General features: G+C 49.0%; 15 protein-coding genes and 2 tRNA genes. 8 read left to right on the forward strand and 9 right to left on the reverse strand.

The window, feature by feature from the left end; all coding sequences use genetic code 11:
* Positions 1-154: 154 nt before the first annotated feature.
* Positions 155-1,777, reverse strand: coding sequence for an oligosaccharide flippase family protein (locus E0E47_RS03750; protein ID WP_008625270.1), 1,623 nt, complete (start codon positions 1,775-1,777; stop codon positions 155-157).
* On the opposite strand from E0E47_RS03750, the gene E0E47_RS03755 reads away from it, so the two are divergent.
* From E0E47_RS03755 to E0E47_RS03765, 3 genes are read left to right on the forward strand one after another with little or no spacing between them, the layout of a single operon-like run.
* Positions 1,776-2,879 (forward strand): glycosyltransferase family protein, encoded by a 1,104-nt coding sequence (locus tag E0E47_RS03755; RefSeq protein WP_130892927.1) that lies wholly within the window; start codon positions 1,776-1,778, stop codon positions 2,877-2,879. The genes E0E47_RS03750 and E0E47_RS03755 overlap by 2 nt on opposite strands.
* 25 nt (positions 2,880-2,904) lie before the next feature.
* Positions 2,905-3,843, forward strand: coding sequence for a glycosyltransferase family 2 protein (locus E0E47_RS03760; RefSeq protein ID WP_130892928.1), 939 nt, complete (start codon positions 2,905-2,907; stop codon positions 3,841-3,843).
* Positions 3,840-4,835, forward strand: coding sequence for a glycosyltransferase family 2 protein (locus tag E0E47_RS03765; protein ID WP_130892929.1), 996 nt, complete (start codon positions 3,840-3,842; stop codon positions 4,833-4,835). Before E0E47_RS03760 ends, E0E47_RS03765 begins: the two co-directional genes overlap by 4 nt.
* Before the next feature lie 271 nt (positions 4,836-5,106).
* On the opposite strand, the gene E0E47_RS03770 is transcribed toward E0E47_RS03765, so the two are convergent.
* From E0E47_RS03770 to E0E47_RS03785, 4 genes are all read right to left on the reverse strand, one after another.
* Positions 5,107-5,178: transfer RNA gene (locus E0E47_RS03770), tRNA-Glu, on the reverse strand.
* A 6-nt stretch (positions 5,179-5,184) separates the two neighbouring features.
* Positions 5,185-5,271, reverse strand: a tRNA-Ser gene (locus tag E0E47_RS03775).
* 135 nt (positions 5,272-5,406) lie between these two features.
* Positions 5,407-6,375 carry a calcium/sodium antiporter gene (locus E0E47_RS03780; RefSeq protein WP_130892930.1) on the reverse strand — a complete coding sequence of 323 codons (969 nt, stop codon included), beginning with the start codon at positions 6,373-6,375 and terminating at the stop codon, positions 5,407-5,409.
* Positions 6,376-6,387: 12 nt separating this feature from the next.
* Entirely contained in the window at positions 6,388-7,062 is a 675-nt protein-coding gene (locus tag E0E47_RS03785) for a zinc metallopeptidase (protein ID WP_008625280.1), read from the reverse strand.
* Between the two features lie 168 nt (positions 7,063-7,230).
* Between E0E47_RS03785 and E0E47_RS03790 the strand changes: the two genes are divergently transcribed.
* Entirely contained in the window at positions 7,231-7,848 is a 618-nt protein-coding gene (locus E0E47_RS03790; protein WP_008625282.1) for a lipocalin family protein, read from the forward strand.
* A gap of 10 nt (positions 7,849-7,858) precedes the next feature.
* Positions 7,859-8,059 (forward strand): hypothetical protein, encoded by a 201-nt coding sequence (locus tag E0E47_RS17225; RefSeq protein ID WP_008625283.1) that lies wholly within the window; start codon positions 7,859-7,861, stop codon positions 8,057-8,059.
* A 31-nt stretch (positions 8,060-8,090) separates the two neighbouring features.
* On the opposite strand, the gene E0E47_RS03800 is transcribed toward E0E47_RS17225, so the two are convergent.
* Together E0E47_RS03800 and ilvA are read right to left on the reverse strand one after the other, a co-directional pair.
* Positions 8,091-8,465: a RidA family protein gene (locus tag E0E47_RS03800; RefSeq protein WP_130892931.1), complete on the reverse strand. Its 375-nt coding sequence runs from the start codon at positions 8,463-8,465 to the stop codon at positions 8,091-8,093.
* Between the two features lie 15 nt (positions 8,466-8,480).
* A complete protein-coding gene (ilvA, locus tag E0E47_RS03805; protein WP_008625288.1) occupies positions 8,481-9,674 on the reverse strand; it encodes a threonine ammonia-lyase in 1,194 nt (397 codons plus the stop codon).
* Between the two features lie 247 nt (positions 9,675-9,921).
* On the opposite strand from ilvA, the gene E0E47_RS03810 reads away from it, so the two are divergent.
* From E0E47_RS03810 to xylE, 3 genes are all read left to right on the forward strand, one after another.
* Positions 9,922-11,316, forward strand: a complete 1,395-nt coding sequence (locus tag E0E47_RS03810; RefSeq protein WP_040602563.1) for a tetratricopeptide repeat protein — start codon at positions 9,922-9,924, stop codon at positions 11,314-11,316.
* Positions 11,317-12,047: 731 nt separating this feature from the next.
* A complete protein-coding gene (locus tag E0E47_RS03825; protein ID WP_008625297.1) occupies positions 12,048-12,827 on the forward strand; it encodes an NUDIX hydrolase in 780 nt (259 codons plus the stop codon).
* A gap of 21 nt (positions 12,828-12,848) precedes the next feature.
* Positions 12,849-14,315, forward strand: coding sequence for a D-xylose transporter XylE (xylE, locus tag E0E47_RS03830; RefSeq protein ID WP_008625299.1), 1,467 nt, complete (start codon positions 12,849-12,851; stop codon positions 14,313-14,315).
* Positions 14,316-14,437: 122 nt separating this feature from the next.
* Here xylE and E0E47_RS03835 read toward each other — a convergent pair whose 3' ends face one another.
* Positions 14,438-15,388: a ketopantoate reductase family protein gene (locus tag E0E47_RS03835; RefSeq protein WP_130892933.1), complete on the reverse strand. Its 951-nt coding sequence runs from the start codon at positions 15,386-15,388 to the stop codon at positions 14,438-14,440.
* Positions 15,389-15,398: 10 nt separating this feature from the next.
* Complete coding sequence (locus tag E0E47_RS03840; protein WP_130892934.1) at positions 15,399-15,944, reverse strand: TlpA family protein disulfide reductase; 546 nt, start codon at positions 15,942-15,944, stop codon at positions 15,399-15,401.
* Between the last annotated feature and the right edge of the window lie 136 nt (positions 15,945-16,080).

A 16,080-nucleotide genomic window follows, 5' to 3' on the forward strand; every position in this document is an offset into this window, starting at 1 on the left:
ACACGGGCGGCAAACATGCCGTTCCGCCCCTCTTTGTAAAGTGCCAAGCGGATTTTCCTGTCCATTTGCCCGAAAGCCGATGCACGAGATTCGCGTATTCCGGCGCGACTTCCCTGCCGGCTGTATATAACGGATTCTCACACGGACAGGTTTGTCATTTTGACAGCCGCCGCCTTTTCCCGAACCGTCCGCCGATTTTTCTTTTCAATTCGGAAAACAAAGTAATCTCCTTACGAATCGCCGAAGCCGAAAGCCACACGCTGACACCTAATACGCATCCGCCTGCTGCGACCTTGAGCCATATTTCGGGCTGCATGCCCAAATACAAAGCCGCCGCCACGCAAAGAAACTGCGCCGCGATGAACGAACGTGCCGCCTTGTCAGACTTGAAGCCGTAGCGTCGCCCGTATACGGCATAAATCATCCACCAATCGAACACTCCGGCCAAAGCCAAGGCAATTCCCGTGCCCAAAATACCCGCGTACACAAAACCGACCATCACGCACACGGCCATAAAGATGTCGTAGGCCGCCTCCATGCACAAATACATGACGGCATCGCCTTTGGCCAACGAAGTATAAGCCACGGGGAGCGTCATCGATTTGAAAAACATGTGCATGGAAGCACACACCGCCATGCCTGTCATCGGTAAAAAAGAAGAGGTATACAACAACCTGACAACCAACGGCATGGATATCATGAATAAAACAAGAAAAGGCGACATGAGCAACACGCAGACTTTTATCTGCCGGTTGATGGCCAGATTCATCCGCCCAGCATCGGCATGTACCGACGACAAACGCGGAAAGTAATCGGCCTCTACTGCCGTGAACACCACCCCGGCGTAGGCAAACACCAGATTATAGCCCATGCCGTACAACCCCACGTCGGACAACGAGCCCCAATTGGTAATGAAAAGCGAAATCCCCATCCCTACCGACATGTTCACCACCATGGCCATGATATAAGGCACGCCAACGCGTACCATGCTCCATCCCTTGCGGAAATACTCCCGGCTCAGCAAGTCCACGCACCAAGGAAAAACAGGCAAGGAAAGGCACAGATGGACGACCATTATCCCGAACGTGCTGACAACCAATGCTGGTACAACTCCCGAAATTCCCCAAAAGCAATAAAAAGGAATCGTCAACAACAAAGTGGCCGCAGCCCCTAACACGGAAATCACAGCCACGCGCTTCAACCGCCGGACGGCTTTCAAGATAGAGATTTCACCCACCGTAACGGCCATAAACCCCATAACGGGAGAAAGCAAACAGAGAGAAAGGATATGGGATGCATCGCCAAAAGCCCAATAACTTATGGCAGGCGACAACAACAGGCACAACAGCATGCCGGCCCCCCCCGTCCATACGCTCCACGTACGCACCACTTCTACCTGCCGGAGAACTTTTTCCGGATGGTTTCCTCCGTAAAATTCCGCAATCTCCTTAATGGAACTGAACGAAATGCCCAGATTCGACGTGTTGTGCAGGAAACCGATGACGCTCTGGTACAAAGCCGAAAGTCCCACTCCGGCTGTACCGAGCAGAACGGCCGCCAATTTGTTACGCACCACGTTGACCAATATCGTAAGCACCTGTATGCCTCCCAGAAAACCCGTGTATTTTACGATGTGGTCGTAAGTCGCGTCTTCCCGGGCTTCCGTTTCTTCCGAGGCCGTCAAACCGTCTTTTATTTCTTGCGTCTCACTCATAATATAGGAGACAAAGATACGGCATTTCCATTTATTTTCCGTACCTTTGTCTAAAAATATCATGAAAGTCCTATTACTTGGCGAATATAGTAACGTGCATTGGACCTTGGCACAGGGTCTACGTGCCTTGGGGCATTCCGTCACAATAGTGTCGGACGGTGACGGTTGGAAAAACTATCCTCGCGACATCGACTTGCATCGGAAGTCTACAGGAAAAATGGACACGATGGATTTCCTTTTCCGTGTGGCCCGGGCTCTCCCTTTCATGAGAGGATATGATGTGGTGCAACTCATCAATCCTGTTTTTCTCGAACTACGCGCGGAACGCCTGTTACCCATTTACCGTTTCCTGCGCCGGCACAACCGGAAAGTATTTCTCGGGGCATTCGGCATGGACTATTACTGGGTAAAAACAGGGTTGGACCGCCAAGTATTCCGTTACTCCGACTTCAACATCGGAACGGAAATCCGAATGAACCCCGACAACGACCGGTTCATCGCCGAATGGCTGAACGGCCCCAAAGGCAAACTGAACCGTTTCATAGCCGACGATTGCAACGGCATAGTCTGCGGCCTCTATGAATACGACGCTTGTTATCGGCAGCACTTTCCGGAAAAGACGCAATTCATCCCCTTCCCCATCAACTTGTCGGAAACCACGCCACACATCCCCCATCCCGAAACGGAACGGACGCGTTTTTTCATCGGCATACAACGCAAACGGAATGCTTACAAGGGGACAGACATCATGTACAAAGCATTGGTGGAATTAGCCGCACGTTATCCTGACCGGATAGAAATCGTGAAAGCGGAATCCGTACCGTTTGCACAATATAGCCGGATGATGGACCACAGCGACGTGTTGTTGGACCAACTTTATTCCTACACGCCGGCCATGAACGCCCTGTGCGCCATGGCCAAGGGTCTGGTTGTCGTAGGAGGGGGTGAAGAGGAGAATTATGACATACTGAGGGAAAAAGAACTGCGCCCTATCGTCAACGTACTCCCTTCTTTTGATGACGTGTACGCTAAACTGGAAAGACTTATACAGCATCCCGAGGATATCGCCCGACTGTCTGCGGAAAGCACGCAATACGTCCGTCGCCATCACGACCACCTGAAAGTAGCGGAACAATATGTCGAATTCTGGAAGAGTAGAACTTAAAACATTGAAGCCTTAAAAGCGAAGCATGAAACTCACCATCATAATTCCTGTATACAAGGTGGAGGCCTACCTTGACTTCTGCCTGAAAAGCATCGTCCGGCAAAACGTGGAAGACTATGAAGTCATCCTCGTGGACGATGGTTCGCCGGACGGAAGCGGAGCACTTTGTGACGCATGGTTACGAAAAGACAGACGGTTCCGTGTCATCCATTGCCTTGAAAACCGTGGCCTGAGCGCGGCGCGCAACAAGGGACTGGATGCGGCACAGGGAGAATATGTCACATTCATTGACTCTGACGATTATATCTCCCCGAATACACTGCAAGCCAATATGGAATTGTTGGCCTTACACCCCGAAGCGGATGTCCTGGAATATCCCGTATGCGTTTACCACGGTACGGCAAAAGCCTACCGCTACATGCCCGGAGCATGCGAAATCACGGACTACACCGGATGGGCACGCCGCAAAGGTTACATACATAGTTATGCTTGGAACAAAATTTATAAACGCTCGTTGTGGAAGTCTCTCCGCTTTCCGGAAGGCAAATGGTATGAAGATGTCTTCACCATCCCGGCCGTATTGCGCCAAGCACGATGCATCCTGCGTTCGGACAAAGGGTTATATTATTATTGCAGTCGCCAAGGTTCTATCTCCAACACCTTCTGTGACAAGGGTATCAACGACCTTCTTCAGGCCAACCTCATGTTATATCACACTTTGTCGGACAACACTGACCTGAGCGAACAGGATTTGGACGAGGCTTACTTACACTTGTGCGACCACCAAATCATGCGGATACAATTCGGAGGATACTTGTGTATCCCCGAACGCAAGATACCATTACACCGCGCCTTGTTTACCCCTCGTCCGCTGAACTACCGCATCAAAGCCATTCTGAAAGCATTGAGCGGCAACCACTATTGCAGTATTGTGGCACGAACCCGTAAAGTACTAAAGCGATGAACAAACCGTCAATCAGTTTCATTATCCCTTATTACAAGGTAGAGCTTCCGCTGCTTGCCCGCGCCATAACAAGTATCTTGCGCTTGGAACAAAAGGCCGATTGGGAAGTTTGGGTCATAAACGACGGTACGCCCGGACACGAAGCGGAAGACTACCTCGGTTCACTGGACGACCCGCGTATCCATTACTATGCCCAACCCAACTCAGGATTAGGAGGGGCAAGGAATACGGGCATTGAAATGGCTCAAAAGGAATATATTCAATTTTTAGATGCGGATGATTTTCTATTCCAAAAAGCTTTTTCCAAAATCTTGGATGTTTTAGGAGAAAAACATCCGGACCTTTTGTCATTCGAGTTAAAAAAAGTCTGTCATACAGGATTATGGGATACGAATGTCCCGACTTGGCAAACAGTCTTCCAAGGAAGCGGAACTGATTTCATGCTCAAACACAATTTGCACGGTAGCGCTTGTGGCTATATATTCAAAAAGTCTGCACTCGGTGACCTGAGGTTCACATCCGGAATTTACCATGAAGACGAAGAGTTCACCCCACTCCTATTCCTAAAGGCACGGCATGTCATCATAACCAACCTGCCGGCTTATGCTTATTTTCAGCGACAAGACTCGATTATACACCATCCTGACAGGAGAATTATAAAAAAACGTTATTCCGATTTGCAGCATATCATTCTTTGCCTCACAGACAAAGGACGACAAATGGAAGGTAATGCCGCCATAGCCTTGAACAGACGAATTGACATGTTGCGCATGTCCATGGTGTACATGCTGTTAGGCGACAGTCCAGACACGGCTTTCCTGCTCGAAACACTGGAAAACATGAAACGGGCGGAACTGTATCCCCTTACCCCACGTTTCTACTCTTTCCCTTACACCATCGTACGTTGGTGTACTTTTAAACCATTATGTGCCGTCGTCCTCAGTAAAATGTTTCGTCTTCTTCAGTTGCGCCATGCAGGACATGCCTCATAGCTGACCGATTGTTTGCACAACAACAAAATAACATAAAAAGAGTTTATGAAAGAAGTATATCACAAAGTATTTGACTATCTTTGTACTGTTCTAATTATAGAACTTTAGTTTAAAGGTATTAGAAAGGTATTTGGCAAGTCCTCGTACGTGAGTATAGGGACTTGTTTTCTTTTTTATAAATCATACAACCCACACTCATATTCTTAGTTCAGCAGAATAAACAAACAGAAAAGCGGTTACATTGAAATGTAACCGCTTGATTCACATTTTGTAGCGTCTACGGGAATCGAACCCGTGTTGCATGCGTGAGAGGCATGTGTCCTAGCCGCTAGACGAAGACGCCTTGGAGCGGAAGCTGGGGGATTCGAACCCCCGGTACGGTAACCCGCACGTCAGTTTAGCAAACTGGTGGTTTCAGCCACTCACCCAAACTTCCTTGCTTCCTTGGATTGCCCCTGCCTTTCAGCAGGTGTTTTCCTGAATTGCGATGCAAAGGTAGCTCCTTTTATTTAAACTTGCAAGCCTTTGGAGCACTTTTTTCCAATAAAACTCAAAAAGTTTTCTCTTTCCTCTATGCCTGATGAATCAGATAAGCCAAATAAACCAAATAAACTGCCACCATGACTCCACCTTCCCAACGCTCAATCGTCCGTTTTGTATAAGAGAAACACCAGAGAATCAGGATACTTAAAAGCATAAGCCCTAAATCGAAATATGAAATACTCCCCACGGGCATCGGGGATACGGTCGCACAAAAGCCCATCACAAAGAAAATATTGAAGATATTGCTTCCTACCACATTCCCTATTGCAATGGCAGAACTTCCCTTCTTGGCTGCCACAATAGAAGTGGCAAGTTCCGGAAGCGACGTCCCGGCGGCCACCAAAGTCAACCCCACTACCGTTTCGCTTACTCCCATACTGAGCGCAATCTCTGTAGCCGCATCCACAAATAAGTTTCCCCCGAACACAAGACCGGCCAATCCCAATATGACATAAAGGAATATACGACCGTAAGACATCGGAGCTATTTGCAAGGCCTGCGGCTGCTCGCCCGCACCGTCTTTGTTACGGGCGATGGAAAACGTATAGAACATGAATACGGCAAAGAACCCCAACAGCATCAATCCGTCGGTACGCGAAATCAGGTTCTCAAATTGTCCGCCGTCCAACACCACATCCAATGATACGACGATGAGGGAAGACGTAGCCAAAATAGCAAAGGGAATATCTTTGTGAATAGTAGACTTGCTGATGATAATGGGACTGGCTAAAGCCGAACACCCCACAATCATTAACACATTAAACGTATTGCTTCCCACTATATTACCGATAGAAATCTCACTGCTTCCTTTCAATGCCGACATAAAACTGGTCACAAACTCCGGCAACGACGTCCCAAAGGCCACTACCGTCAAGCCTATCACCATTTCGGTCACGTTGAACCGCCGAGCCAAACCGGTCGCCCCGTCTGTCAACTTGTCGGCACCGAGCAATACAAGCGCGATGCCGACTAAAAGTAATACTACTGTTAAAAACATACCCCCGGCTTTTTAGTCCCGACGACCGAGGAAGATCATGACATAATATAATAAGGTGGCCAAAGAACCTAAAGCCGCTACGACATAAGTATACGCGGCAGAACGAAGAGCCGATACGGCAGCCCCATAATTCCGGTTATTCGTCACGCCGGCCTCACTCAACCATTTGACGGCACGACGGCTTGCATCGATTTCTACCGGCAAGGTTATAAAGCTGAACAAGGTCGTGGCAGCAAACAAAATGATTCCGAACAACATGATTTGAGGGAACACATTCAGCGTAAACATCCCGATGAGCAATACCCACATCATCCAATTGGAAGCAAAAGAAATGACCGGCACCAGACTGCTCCTCATCTTCAACGGGGCATAAGCATGGGCGTGCTGCACGGCGTGGCCGCATTCGTGTGCCGCCACAGCTGCCGCTGCCACACTGCACGTGCCATATACATCTTCACTCAAATTGACCGTTTTGTTAGCCGGATTGTAGTGGTCGGTCAGCGAGCCCGACGTACTTACCACTTCCACGTCATATATCCCGTTGTCATGCAACATCTTCACTGCGATGTCACGTCCGGTCAATCCTCCGTCGATAGGAATTTTCGAATACTTTTCGAACTTGTTCTTCAAATTAGCCTGTACCAACCAACTGGCCAAGGCAATACCGATAAAAAGAATCCAATACATATTATATTTATTAAATGGTTTTATAAAGTAATACTTCAAACATCATGCCAACGCACGCAAAAATAGCGAAGAAATGTTGAATACGATAAATAAAACAAGAATAAGACCGGTCTTTTTTGAATAATTAGTATATTTGTAAGTCAGTATTCACAAATAAGCATAAAACACATGAGAAAAGGTCTGATATACCCCTTGCTTTCAATGGCGGCCGCAACAAGCCTCTTGACGGGATGTACCGGCGGGCAACAAAGCAAAGACTATATGGAGGAGAATGATTCTGTGACGGTTTATCCGCCCGACACGGCTTTCTACGGTCATTTGGGAGAAGGCACGGGGATGAGCAGCCTTGAGCTTATTACCCACGACGGCGACACTTTGGCGTTAAACAAGACCAACGAAAAAACGGGGGAACCGGGACGTATATTGGGCGAAATAGCGAACTACACAGACCAATATGCCATTACGACGTGCGATGACAACCAAAGTGTAAACGTGGCCTTGAACATCAACCAACTCACACAAAGAAACTGGCAATCGGACACTGACAAACAACACGGATTCCAATTGGAAATGAACGGTAAAGCCCGGTCTTTATCTGCCGGCACATACCACTACAACCAATGGAGCCTGTACAACTGCAAATTAATTCTGTTACAGGAAAGCGAAGGCGTACACGGAACAGCAACGAGAAACGACACGTTGGATATTTTAAAACTGACACCGGACTCCTTAATACTACAAAGTAGCCGCAAGAAGATTCCCGAGAAGTTCCATCGCATATCATAAAAGAAATATTATGGCTGGCAATAAAGACAAAATGGTAAAGTGCTACGACTGTAAGCACGGCAAATACATGCAATGGATGAAAAACCCCATTATCTGTGAATGCAACTGGACCGGCGAACGCTACGTGGCCGAAGCCAAACGGCTGTGCAGCCGCTTCGAAGAAAATACAAGCCGGGAAACTCCCGAGGTCACACATTATGACCACTATTAGAAAGTTTCCCGGTTGTAATGAGCAGTCAGGCTTATTTGGCGCCCACGCATTCCACTTCCACCAACGCACCTTTAGGCAATGCCTTCACGGCAACTGCCGAACGTGCGGGAAAAGGTTCCTTAAAGAATGTGGAATATACCTCGTTCATAGCGGCAAAATCTGCCATATCTGCCAAAAAGACCGTAGTCTTGACCACGTGCGACAAGTCGATGCCGGCTTCCGCCATGATATGGGCGGCATTTGTCAATGCCTGACGGGTTTGTTCTTTGATACCGCCTTCGACAAATTCCCCGGTAGCCGGATCAATAGGTATCTGGCCGGAAGCAAAAACAAATCCATTCACTTCAATGGCCTGACTGTAAGGGCCGATGGCAGTTGGTGCCGATTTCGTGTGTAAAGCTTTCATAAAATCCTTTTTTATTTATATTAGTTTTAAACCTGCATTTTTCAATGCAAGCTGGAGTTCCTGTACATGTTCCGCATTGCGGGTTTCCACCTGGACCCGCAACCAACAGGCCGTGACGTTAGACGTGTCATCATTCCGCTCGTGATACACGCTTATGATATTCGCTCCCACCGACGCGGCAATCTGGCTGACCACGAACAACTGCCCCGGCTTATCGTCCAGTTCCACGCAAAAGGTGTATATCCGCCCGCTTTTGGAAAGCCCGCGGTTAATCACGCGGCTCAATATCGTCACGTCGATATTGCCGCCGCTCACGACACAAACGGTCTTGCGCCCTTTTACGGGCACCTTGTTGAACATGGCGGCAGCCACACTGACGGCTCCGGCTCCTTCCGCAATCAGTTTATGCTGTTCTATCAATGCCAGGATTGCGGCACATATCTCATCTTCCGTCACCGTCACGACCCCGTCGAGATACTGTTTGCATGTCCGGTAAGTAAGTTCCCCCGGCTCTTTCACCGCTATCCCGTCTGCAATCGTAGACACTGCGTCCAAGCATTCTATTTTCTGGTGTTCGAGGCTCCGCAACATGCCTGGTGCCCCACAGGCCTGTACGCCATACACCTTTATCTTCGGGTTCAAAGTCTTGATGGCAAAGGCGATTCCACTGGCCAATCCTCCGCCTCCTATCGGCACAATCACTGTATCCACGTCCGGCAACTGTTCAATCAGCTCCAAACCAATCGTTCCTTGTCCGGCTATCACCTTCTCGTCGTCGAAAGGATGTATGAAGGTGTACCCGAATTCATCACGCAGTTCCAAAGCCTTGCGGTAGGCGTCATCGTACACGCCGGGTACCAAACAAATGTCGGCCCCCAACCGACGTGTAGCTTCCACCTTACTGATTGGTGCCCCCTCTGGCAAGCATATCAGAGATTTAATGCCATATTTGGCAGCCCCGAGTGCCACCCCCTGGGCGTGATTCCCGGCCGAGCAGGCAATCACGCCCTTAGCCTTCTCCTCATCGCCCAACTGAGATATCTTATAACAAGCTCCCCTCAGCTTGAAAGAGCCGGTCACCTGCAAATTTTCGGGTTTCAGGTAAATCTCACTTTCCTGATTGATTTTGGGCGCATAAATCAAATCCGTCCGGCGCACCACATTACCTAAGACGTATCTTGCCCTGTAAAAGTCATCCAAATTCAACATAGTCGTATTTTTATATGCAAAAATGCAAAAAAGAATTCAAACAACCTCCTTCATACGTGTTTTTATGTACCTTCCCGACAAGTATTCTTCCCGAAAACCCGTAATTAATCAGAAAATCCATTTTCAATCATTGTTTTTTTTCTTTCAAAGCGTTTTCCATGGCACATTTTTTTGTATTTTTGCGCAGGATTATTTTACCCGAATCAAAAGAACGGAATTTGTTGAATCAACTAAAGAAAGGATAAAAATGAAATTTACAAAAATTGCTACCGTCCTGGGAATGGCTGCCGTTTGCACACCTGCACTGGCCCAATACGAGGGGACAAGAGTATACGACCGTATCGGTCACGGGCAAGACAGTATCACGACCTTAGGAAATATCGTAGCCTACAAGGACAGCTACAAAGCTCAAGATTATGCCGGTGCATACGAACCATGGAAAGCCGTGCTCACCAAAGCCCCTTGCGCGGAAGTCAGCACGTATGCCTATGGCGCCATGATTTTGGCCAACGTATTAGTCAAAGAACCGGATTTGACCAAGAAAAAGGCTTACTTCCAAGAACTGATGGACATGTACGATACGCGCCTGAAGAACCTTGACGCACTGAACTCCTTTACCAAACCGGACAAGCGCGCCACTAAAGGCGACATTCTGGCCCGTAAGGCTTTCGACTATGCTTATTATGGCGCGGGCGTGGCCGACGGTTATTCGTTGGACAAAGCCTACACCATGTTCCGCGAGGGCATAGACCTTATTAATAAGGATGGCGCAAAAGAGGTTCCCGGTTTCGTATTGGATAAATTCTTTGAAATCTCATATCAAAGATACATGGCCGACTCCACCGCTTTCCGCGAACAGTTCCTGAAAGATTATATGGAAAGTCGCGAGGCCTGCCAAGGCATGTTGAGCTTGGCCAACGAAGCGACAGATTCCGTGGCAGCCAAAAAGATTGTGGCACAGTACGACCCGACGCTGAACCGCATCGAAACCTTGTTCGCCCAATCCAAAGCAGCCGACCGCGAACAGCTCATTGCCATCTTCGGTCCGAAAATCGAAGAGAACAAAACGAATCTGGCTTATCTGAAGTCTGCGCTTACCTTGCTTTCGGCCAACAACTGCGATGACACCGACATTTATTTCAAGGCAGCCGAATATGCCTATAATATTGAGCCGAGCTACGAATCGGCCATCGGTACGGCACAAAAGTATTACAAGGACGGAAAAGTGGCCGAATCAGTGCAATATTATGATAAAGCCCTTGAATTATGCCCTACCGACCAGACCAAAGCGGCCATTGCATTGAAGATTGCCAATGCCGTGTCTAAAACGGGAGACTCAGCCAAGGCATTTTCATATTTGGACAAAGCCGTGCAATACAATGCCAAAATTGCCGGAAAGGCTCATTTGGTACGCGCACAGATTCTGGCCTCATCCAAAAACTTCTCAGAGGCTATCTCCTATTGTACGAAAGCAGCCCAGGAAGACGTCAGCATCTCCGGATCGGCCAACCGTCTGAAAGAGAAGATTCAGGAAGTACAGCGCAAGAATGCAGAGTACGAAAAGGCCAATGCCGAATATAAGGCCCAGAAAGCAAAAATCGAGAAAGAAGAAAACTTCTGGAAAGCCGGAGGCAAACAATAATCTACGGAACATCCATCAAAAAACTCCGTAAGAAAGGATATGGCAGGCAGAGGGGGCAGCAAGACCTTTCTGCCTGCTTTCGTTTTCGCCCTTAAAGGAAACAAGTACACAGCCGGACATACACTTCGCAAGGGATACGGGACGTAAATATTTCAGACAAAAGAAGTGTATTCCGCATAGTACTGGTTTTCAACGGTTTGAGATTGGAGAAAAAATCTCCTGAGAATGAAAAATCAATCTCAGCCAAACGAAAAATCATTCGGCTGAGATTGATTTTTCGTTTGGCGCAGAAAAGGGAACCATTCTTCGTTGTAAAATAAAACGTATTCCACTACCCTATTATTCCCCTCACCGTCTACTGCCCACCAAAGAAAACAGCCCCAAGCCTCCTTGTCTTAACTTTTTTTAAAAGACAGGCTTATTGTAATTCCCTTCCCGATGGAAATACATGTTGTGTTTCTGCCAGAGGAAACTCTGCCCCACGTTCCAAAAGCAAAATGACGAACGATAAAAAACTGATTTCCTGTATACAAGAAAAAAACTCCCGAATCAAACCGTACGACAGACATACCCCGTATATTTCTCCAAAATAAGGCGAAACCCCGCACCTTATCATACTTAATATGAAAAGTATTCCCGAACAGCCCTGATTACATGTTATATAACATAAAACAGGAAGCTCCCATTCCCCTCCCGCCATACTATCTTTGTATGCAAAATACGACAATACGATGAAAAATCCCCTACGCGTCGACGAAATGATCAATCCTCACGTCTCTGTTGACTGTGTCGTATTAGGTTTTGACGGCGAACATCTTAAAGTGCTTCTCGTAAAGCAAACCGGCCACGAAGAAAACGGCTACTATAATAACATGAAATTGCCGGGCAGTCTGATTTACAATGACGAAGACTTGGACGAGGCGGCACAGCGGGTCCTCTATGAACTGACAGGGCTGAATGAGCTTCACCTCATACAGTTCAGGGCGTTCGGTTCCAAGAACCGGACCAAAAACCCGAAGGACATCAAATGGTTGGAACGCTTTCACCAATTAAACCAGAAAGTGGAACGCATCGTCACCATCACCTACCTGACGATGGTAAAAATCGACAAGAAACTTACCCGTTTGTCCGACCGATACGAAGCTTGTTGGATGGACATTGATGCGCTCTGCCCCTTGGCTTTCGACCACAACCTGATTATCGGCGAAGCACTGTGGTTCGTGCGGCAATACGTGCAGACGCAACCCGCAGCCTTGTTCGACCTTCTCCCTAAAAGATTCACAGCAGCCGAGCTCCGCAGACTTTATGAGACGATATATGACCGGAAATTCGACGTTCGCAATTTCCACAAACGGATTGCCCAAATGAAATATGTGCTTCCTCTGGAGGAATTCCAGACCGGCGTAGCCCACCGGGCCGCGCGGTACTACAAATTCGACCGTAAGCTGTACAACAAGCTGCACGGCATGGGCAAGTCGTTCAACCCGGACGAGCATAATGAAATTTATTAATTTAACATCAAACGAATCATCATGAACTTGACACAAGAAGGAGACAGACTGTATTTGTACTCCATTACCACCGTAGCCATCTTGGGTGGACTGTTGTTCGGCTACGACACGGCAGTGATTTCCGGTGCCGAAAAGGGGCTTGAAGCCTTTTTCCTCACCGCGACGGATTTCCAGTATGACAAGGTGATGCACGGCATCACCTCGTCCAGTGCATTGATCGGTTGCGTCATCGGCGGCGCCATATCCGGTTACCTGGCCTCCCGCCTGGGGCGGCGCGATTCCCTCCGTCTGGCTTCCGTCATGTTTTTCCTCTCCGCATTGGGTTCCTACTATCCGGAGTTTCTTTTCTTCGAATACGGAAAGGCCAACTGGGACTTGCTGATTGCCTTCAACCTCTATCGTGTGTTGGGCGGAATCGGTGTCGGGTTGGCTTCTGCTGTCTGTCCGATGTATATCGCCGAGATTGCCCCTTCCCACATCCGCGGCACACTGGTGTCGTGCAACCAGTTTGCCATTATCTTCGGCATGCTCGTAGTCTATTTCGTCAACTATATGATTATGGGCGACCATCAGAATCCTGTCATCCTGAAAGACACCGTAAGCGGTGTGATGTCTGTCAGCCCCGAATCCGACATGTGGAGCGTGTACGAGGGTTGGCGTTACATGTTCGGATCCGAAGCTTTCCCGGCTGCCTTGTTCGGCCTGTTGCTGTTCTGCGTCCCCAAGACTCCCCGCTATTTAGTGATGTGCGGTGAAGACGACCGTGCGTTTGCCATTTTGGAGAAAATCAATGGCCGCAATGTGGCCGGAAAGGTACTGGAAGAAATCAAACAGACGTCCAAGGAAAAGACTGAAAAGCTGTTCACTTACGGCGTGGCAGTCATCGTCATCGGCATTCTGCTCTCCGTCTTCCAACAAGCCATCGGCATCAATGCGGTGCTTTACTATGCCCCCCGCATATTTGAAAGTGCCGGTGCCGAAGGAGGCGGCATGATGCAGACCGTCATCATGGGTGTGGTCAACATCCTTTTCACTCTGGTAGCCATTTTCACCGTCGACCGTTTCGGACGCAAACCGTTGCTCATCATCGGTTCCATCGGTATGGCTGTCGGTGCTTTTGCCGTAGCCCTTTGCGACCAGATGGGCATCAAAGGCATCGTTCCGGTTCTGTCCGTCATCGTGTACGCTGCATTCTTCATGATGTCATGGGGGCCGATTTGTTGGGTTCTCATTGCCGAGATCTTCCCCAACACCATCCGTGGAAAAGCCGTAGCCATCGCCGTAGCGTTCCAATGGGTGTTCAACTACTTGGTGTCTTCCACCTTTCCGGCTTTGTACGATTTCAGCCCTATGTTCGCTTACAGCCTGTATGGCATCATCTGCCTGCTTGCAGCCCTGTTCGTCTGGAAGAGCGTGCCCGAAACCAAAGGCAAGACATTGGAGGACATGACGGCACTCTGGAAGAACCGCCTGAAAAAGAAAGCATGAACCTAACGGCGGCTTCTGCCGCAAGGTCCATCCCGTAATAGGAAACTCCTCCGGCCGACTACCGCAAAGCGATGTCAGCCGGAGGAGTTTCCTATTTCAGTTTCTGCTCGGGCTGTCCTCGTTCAGGAGTTCCTGAATTTCGCTACCACCCGTTCGTATGTCGGAGCCTCTATCCCCTGCTTCCGGCAGGCATCCAACATGTCGAACAACTGCCCTTGTATTTCAGACTCCCGTCCTTTCTTCAAGTCTTTCTGCAAAGAAGAAGTCGTCTGTGGGTCTAAGGTATCTATGACTCGCAGGTTAGCCGCCACAGGGTCTTCCCGGAAACGGATGCCCAGGCTCTCTCCCAACGCCTTGCTCTCTTTCGTCAGGCCGATGAACACTTCCCGTTCCTCACCTTCTCTCTGTACGGCTCCCATCGGTACGTCAAAGAAAGCCCCTGTTCCGGCCATCGCGCTGATAAATCCCCATTTGGCAAAAGTATCCCGGTCTATGTCATCCGAAAGAATCGCTTTCACTCCCGCGTCCGCCAACACGCGGCGGACTGTTTCGAGCTCTTCCGGAGAAACACCGTCCCCGGGACGTGCCCCGAACACAAGTTTGCACACCTGGCCGCTCTGTGTCACCTCGCCCGGAGCCTGGATATATCCTACGATATAAATGCAACCGTCGATGACCCGTGAACCGGGACAAGCACGGGCAATTCGCGGCCCCGAACCGTACACATTCAGGATGGGCAGCACCACGGTATGCCCATCCGAGGCACGGATGATGCAATCCGCCACGGAATCGACGGAATACCCTTTCACGCAGACCAATATCAGCTCGGCCTTCCCCCGATAAGTTTCGGTCGTAGCCACACCTATCTCTCCCGGACGTTCCTCTGCCCCGTCGTAAACATAACACGGGACAACCTGCTCTCCTTTGATTCCCGAATGGAAACGCAACCCATGCGCCAACATTTTTTCCTTGTGCTCCCCGCGAGCCACACACGTTACTTCATTCCCGGCCAAGGCCAACAGAGCTGCCAAAGAGCCGCCCACGCCTCCGGCGCCTATCACTAAACATTTCATAATCTCAAACTTACTTTTCCGTATCTTTTATTTCCGTCAATACACGTTCTATCTCGTACGTCAAGTCCTCCGACGTTGCCAAAGGAGAGTCCGTAAAAACCGCCCGGACGACCCGCGACGCATCCACGACGTAGATGCGGGGTATGGACGAATAAGCAAACAAATGGTAAACCGTGCGGTCGGTCTGTGCGGAAAAAGGTATCGTAAGTCCGTTGTCCGCCCAATACTCTCCGACAGCTACCGCGTCCTGATCCCGGCTGATGGCCATAAAAACCATACGGCCGTCCGCTCCGTACCTTTCGTACATTTGTTGTACGAGCGGAAATTCACGGCGACAATCCCCGCACTCCGTATTGAAGAACAATATGAACGAAGGTTGCCCTTGCAAACTTCCGCTCTCCACCACCCGTCCGTCATTCATCACTACGGTAAATTCCGGCAACACGTCTCCCACTTCCACCGCATCCGGCTGCATGCCGGCATCTTCCTTTTCATTGACGCAAGAAGAAACCAGGGACAGTAATCCTATAATAAAATAACGTACGTCTATTTTCATGTCACACATCCTCACAAAACCTATCGGCAAATATACTATTTTCCGAAAGAAGAAAAAAGCTTTGCATGCAGATATTGAAGAAGCCCGCCCGACAATACCGGGCGGGCTCACCTGCTCTTGATGTGTCCATTCCGTC

It is taken from the genome of Paraprevotella xylaniphila YIT 11841, assembly GCF_900683745.1.
In the GTDB taxonomy this organism is placed as follows: Bacteria; Bacteroidota; Bacteroidia; order Bacteroidales; family Bacteroidaceae; genus Paraprevotella; species Paraprevotella xylaniphila.

Excerpts from the sequence above, each read along its gene's own strand:
- ilvA (WP_008625288.1), bottom strand. The coding sequence starts at position 9,674 with ATGTTGAATTTGGATGACTTTTACAGGGCAAGATACGTCTTAGGTAAT.
- E0E47_RS17225 (WP_008625283.1), top strand. The coding sequence starts at position 7,859 with ATGGCTGGCAATAAAGACAAAATGGTAAAGTGCTACGACTGTAAGCAC.
- E0E47_RS03840 (WP_130892934.1), bottom strand. The coding sequence starts at position 15,944 with ATGAAAATAGACGTACGTTATTTTATTATAGGATTACTGTCCCTGGTT.
- E0E47_RS03765 (WP_130892929.1), top strand. The coding sequence starts at position 3,840 with ATGAACAAACCGTCAATCAGTTTCATTATCCCTTATTACAAGGTAGAG.
- E0E47_RS03755 (WP_130892927.1), top strand. The coding sequence starts at position 1,776 with ATGAAAGTCCTATTACTTGGCGAATATAGTAACGTGCATTGGACCTTG.
- E0E47_RS03750 (WP_008625270.1), bottom strand. The coding sequence starts at position 1,777 with ATGATATTTTTAGACAAAGGTACGGAAAATAAATGGAAATGCCGTATC.
- E0E47_RS03810 (WP_040602563.1), top strand. The coding sequence starts at position 9,922 with ATGAAATTTACAAAAATTGCTACCGTCCTGGGAATGGCTGCCGTTTGC.
- E0E47_RS03825 (WP_008625297.1), top strand. The coding sequence starts at position 12,048 with ATGAAAAATCCCCTACGCGTCGACGAAATGATCAATCCTCACGTCTCT.
- E0E47_RS03790 (WP_008625282.1), top strand. The coding sequence starts at position 7,231 with ATGAGAAAAGGTCTGATATACCCCTTGCTTTCAATGGCGGCCGCAACA.
- E0E47_RS03785 (WP_008625280.1), bottom strand. The coding sequence starts at position 7,062 with ATGTATTGGATTCTTTTTATCGGTATTGCCTTGGCCAGTTGGTTGGTA.
- xylE (WP_008625299.1), top strand. The coding sequence starts at position 12,849 with ATGAACTTGACACAAGAAGGAGACAGACTGTATTTGTACTCCATTACC.
- E0E47_RS03800 (WP_130892931.1), bottom strand. The coding sequence starts at position 8,465 with ATGAAAGCTTTACACACGAAATCGGCACCAACTGCCATCGGCCCTTAC.
- E0E47_RS03780 (WP_130892930.1), bottom strand. The coding sequence starts at position 6,375 with ATGTTTTTAACAGTAGTATTACTTTTAGTCGGCATCGCGCTTGTATTG.
- E0E47_RS03760 (WP_130892928.1), top strand. The coding sequence starts at position 2,905 with ATGAAACTCACCATCATAATTCCTGTATACAAGGTGGAGGCCTACCTT.
- E0E47_RS03835 (WP_130892933.1), bottom strand. The coding sequence starts at position 15,388 with ATGAAATGTTTAGTGATAGGCGCCGGAGGCGTGGGCGGCTCTTTGGCA.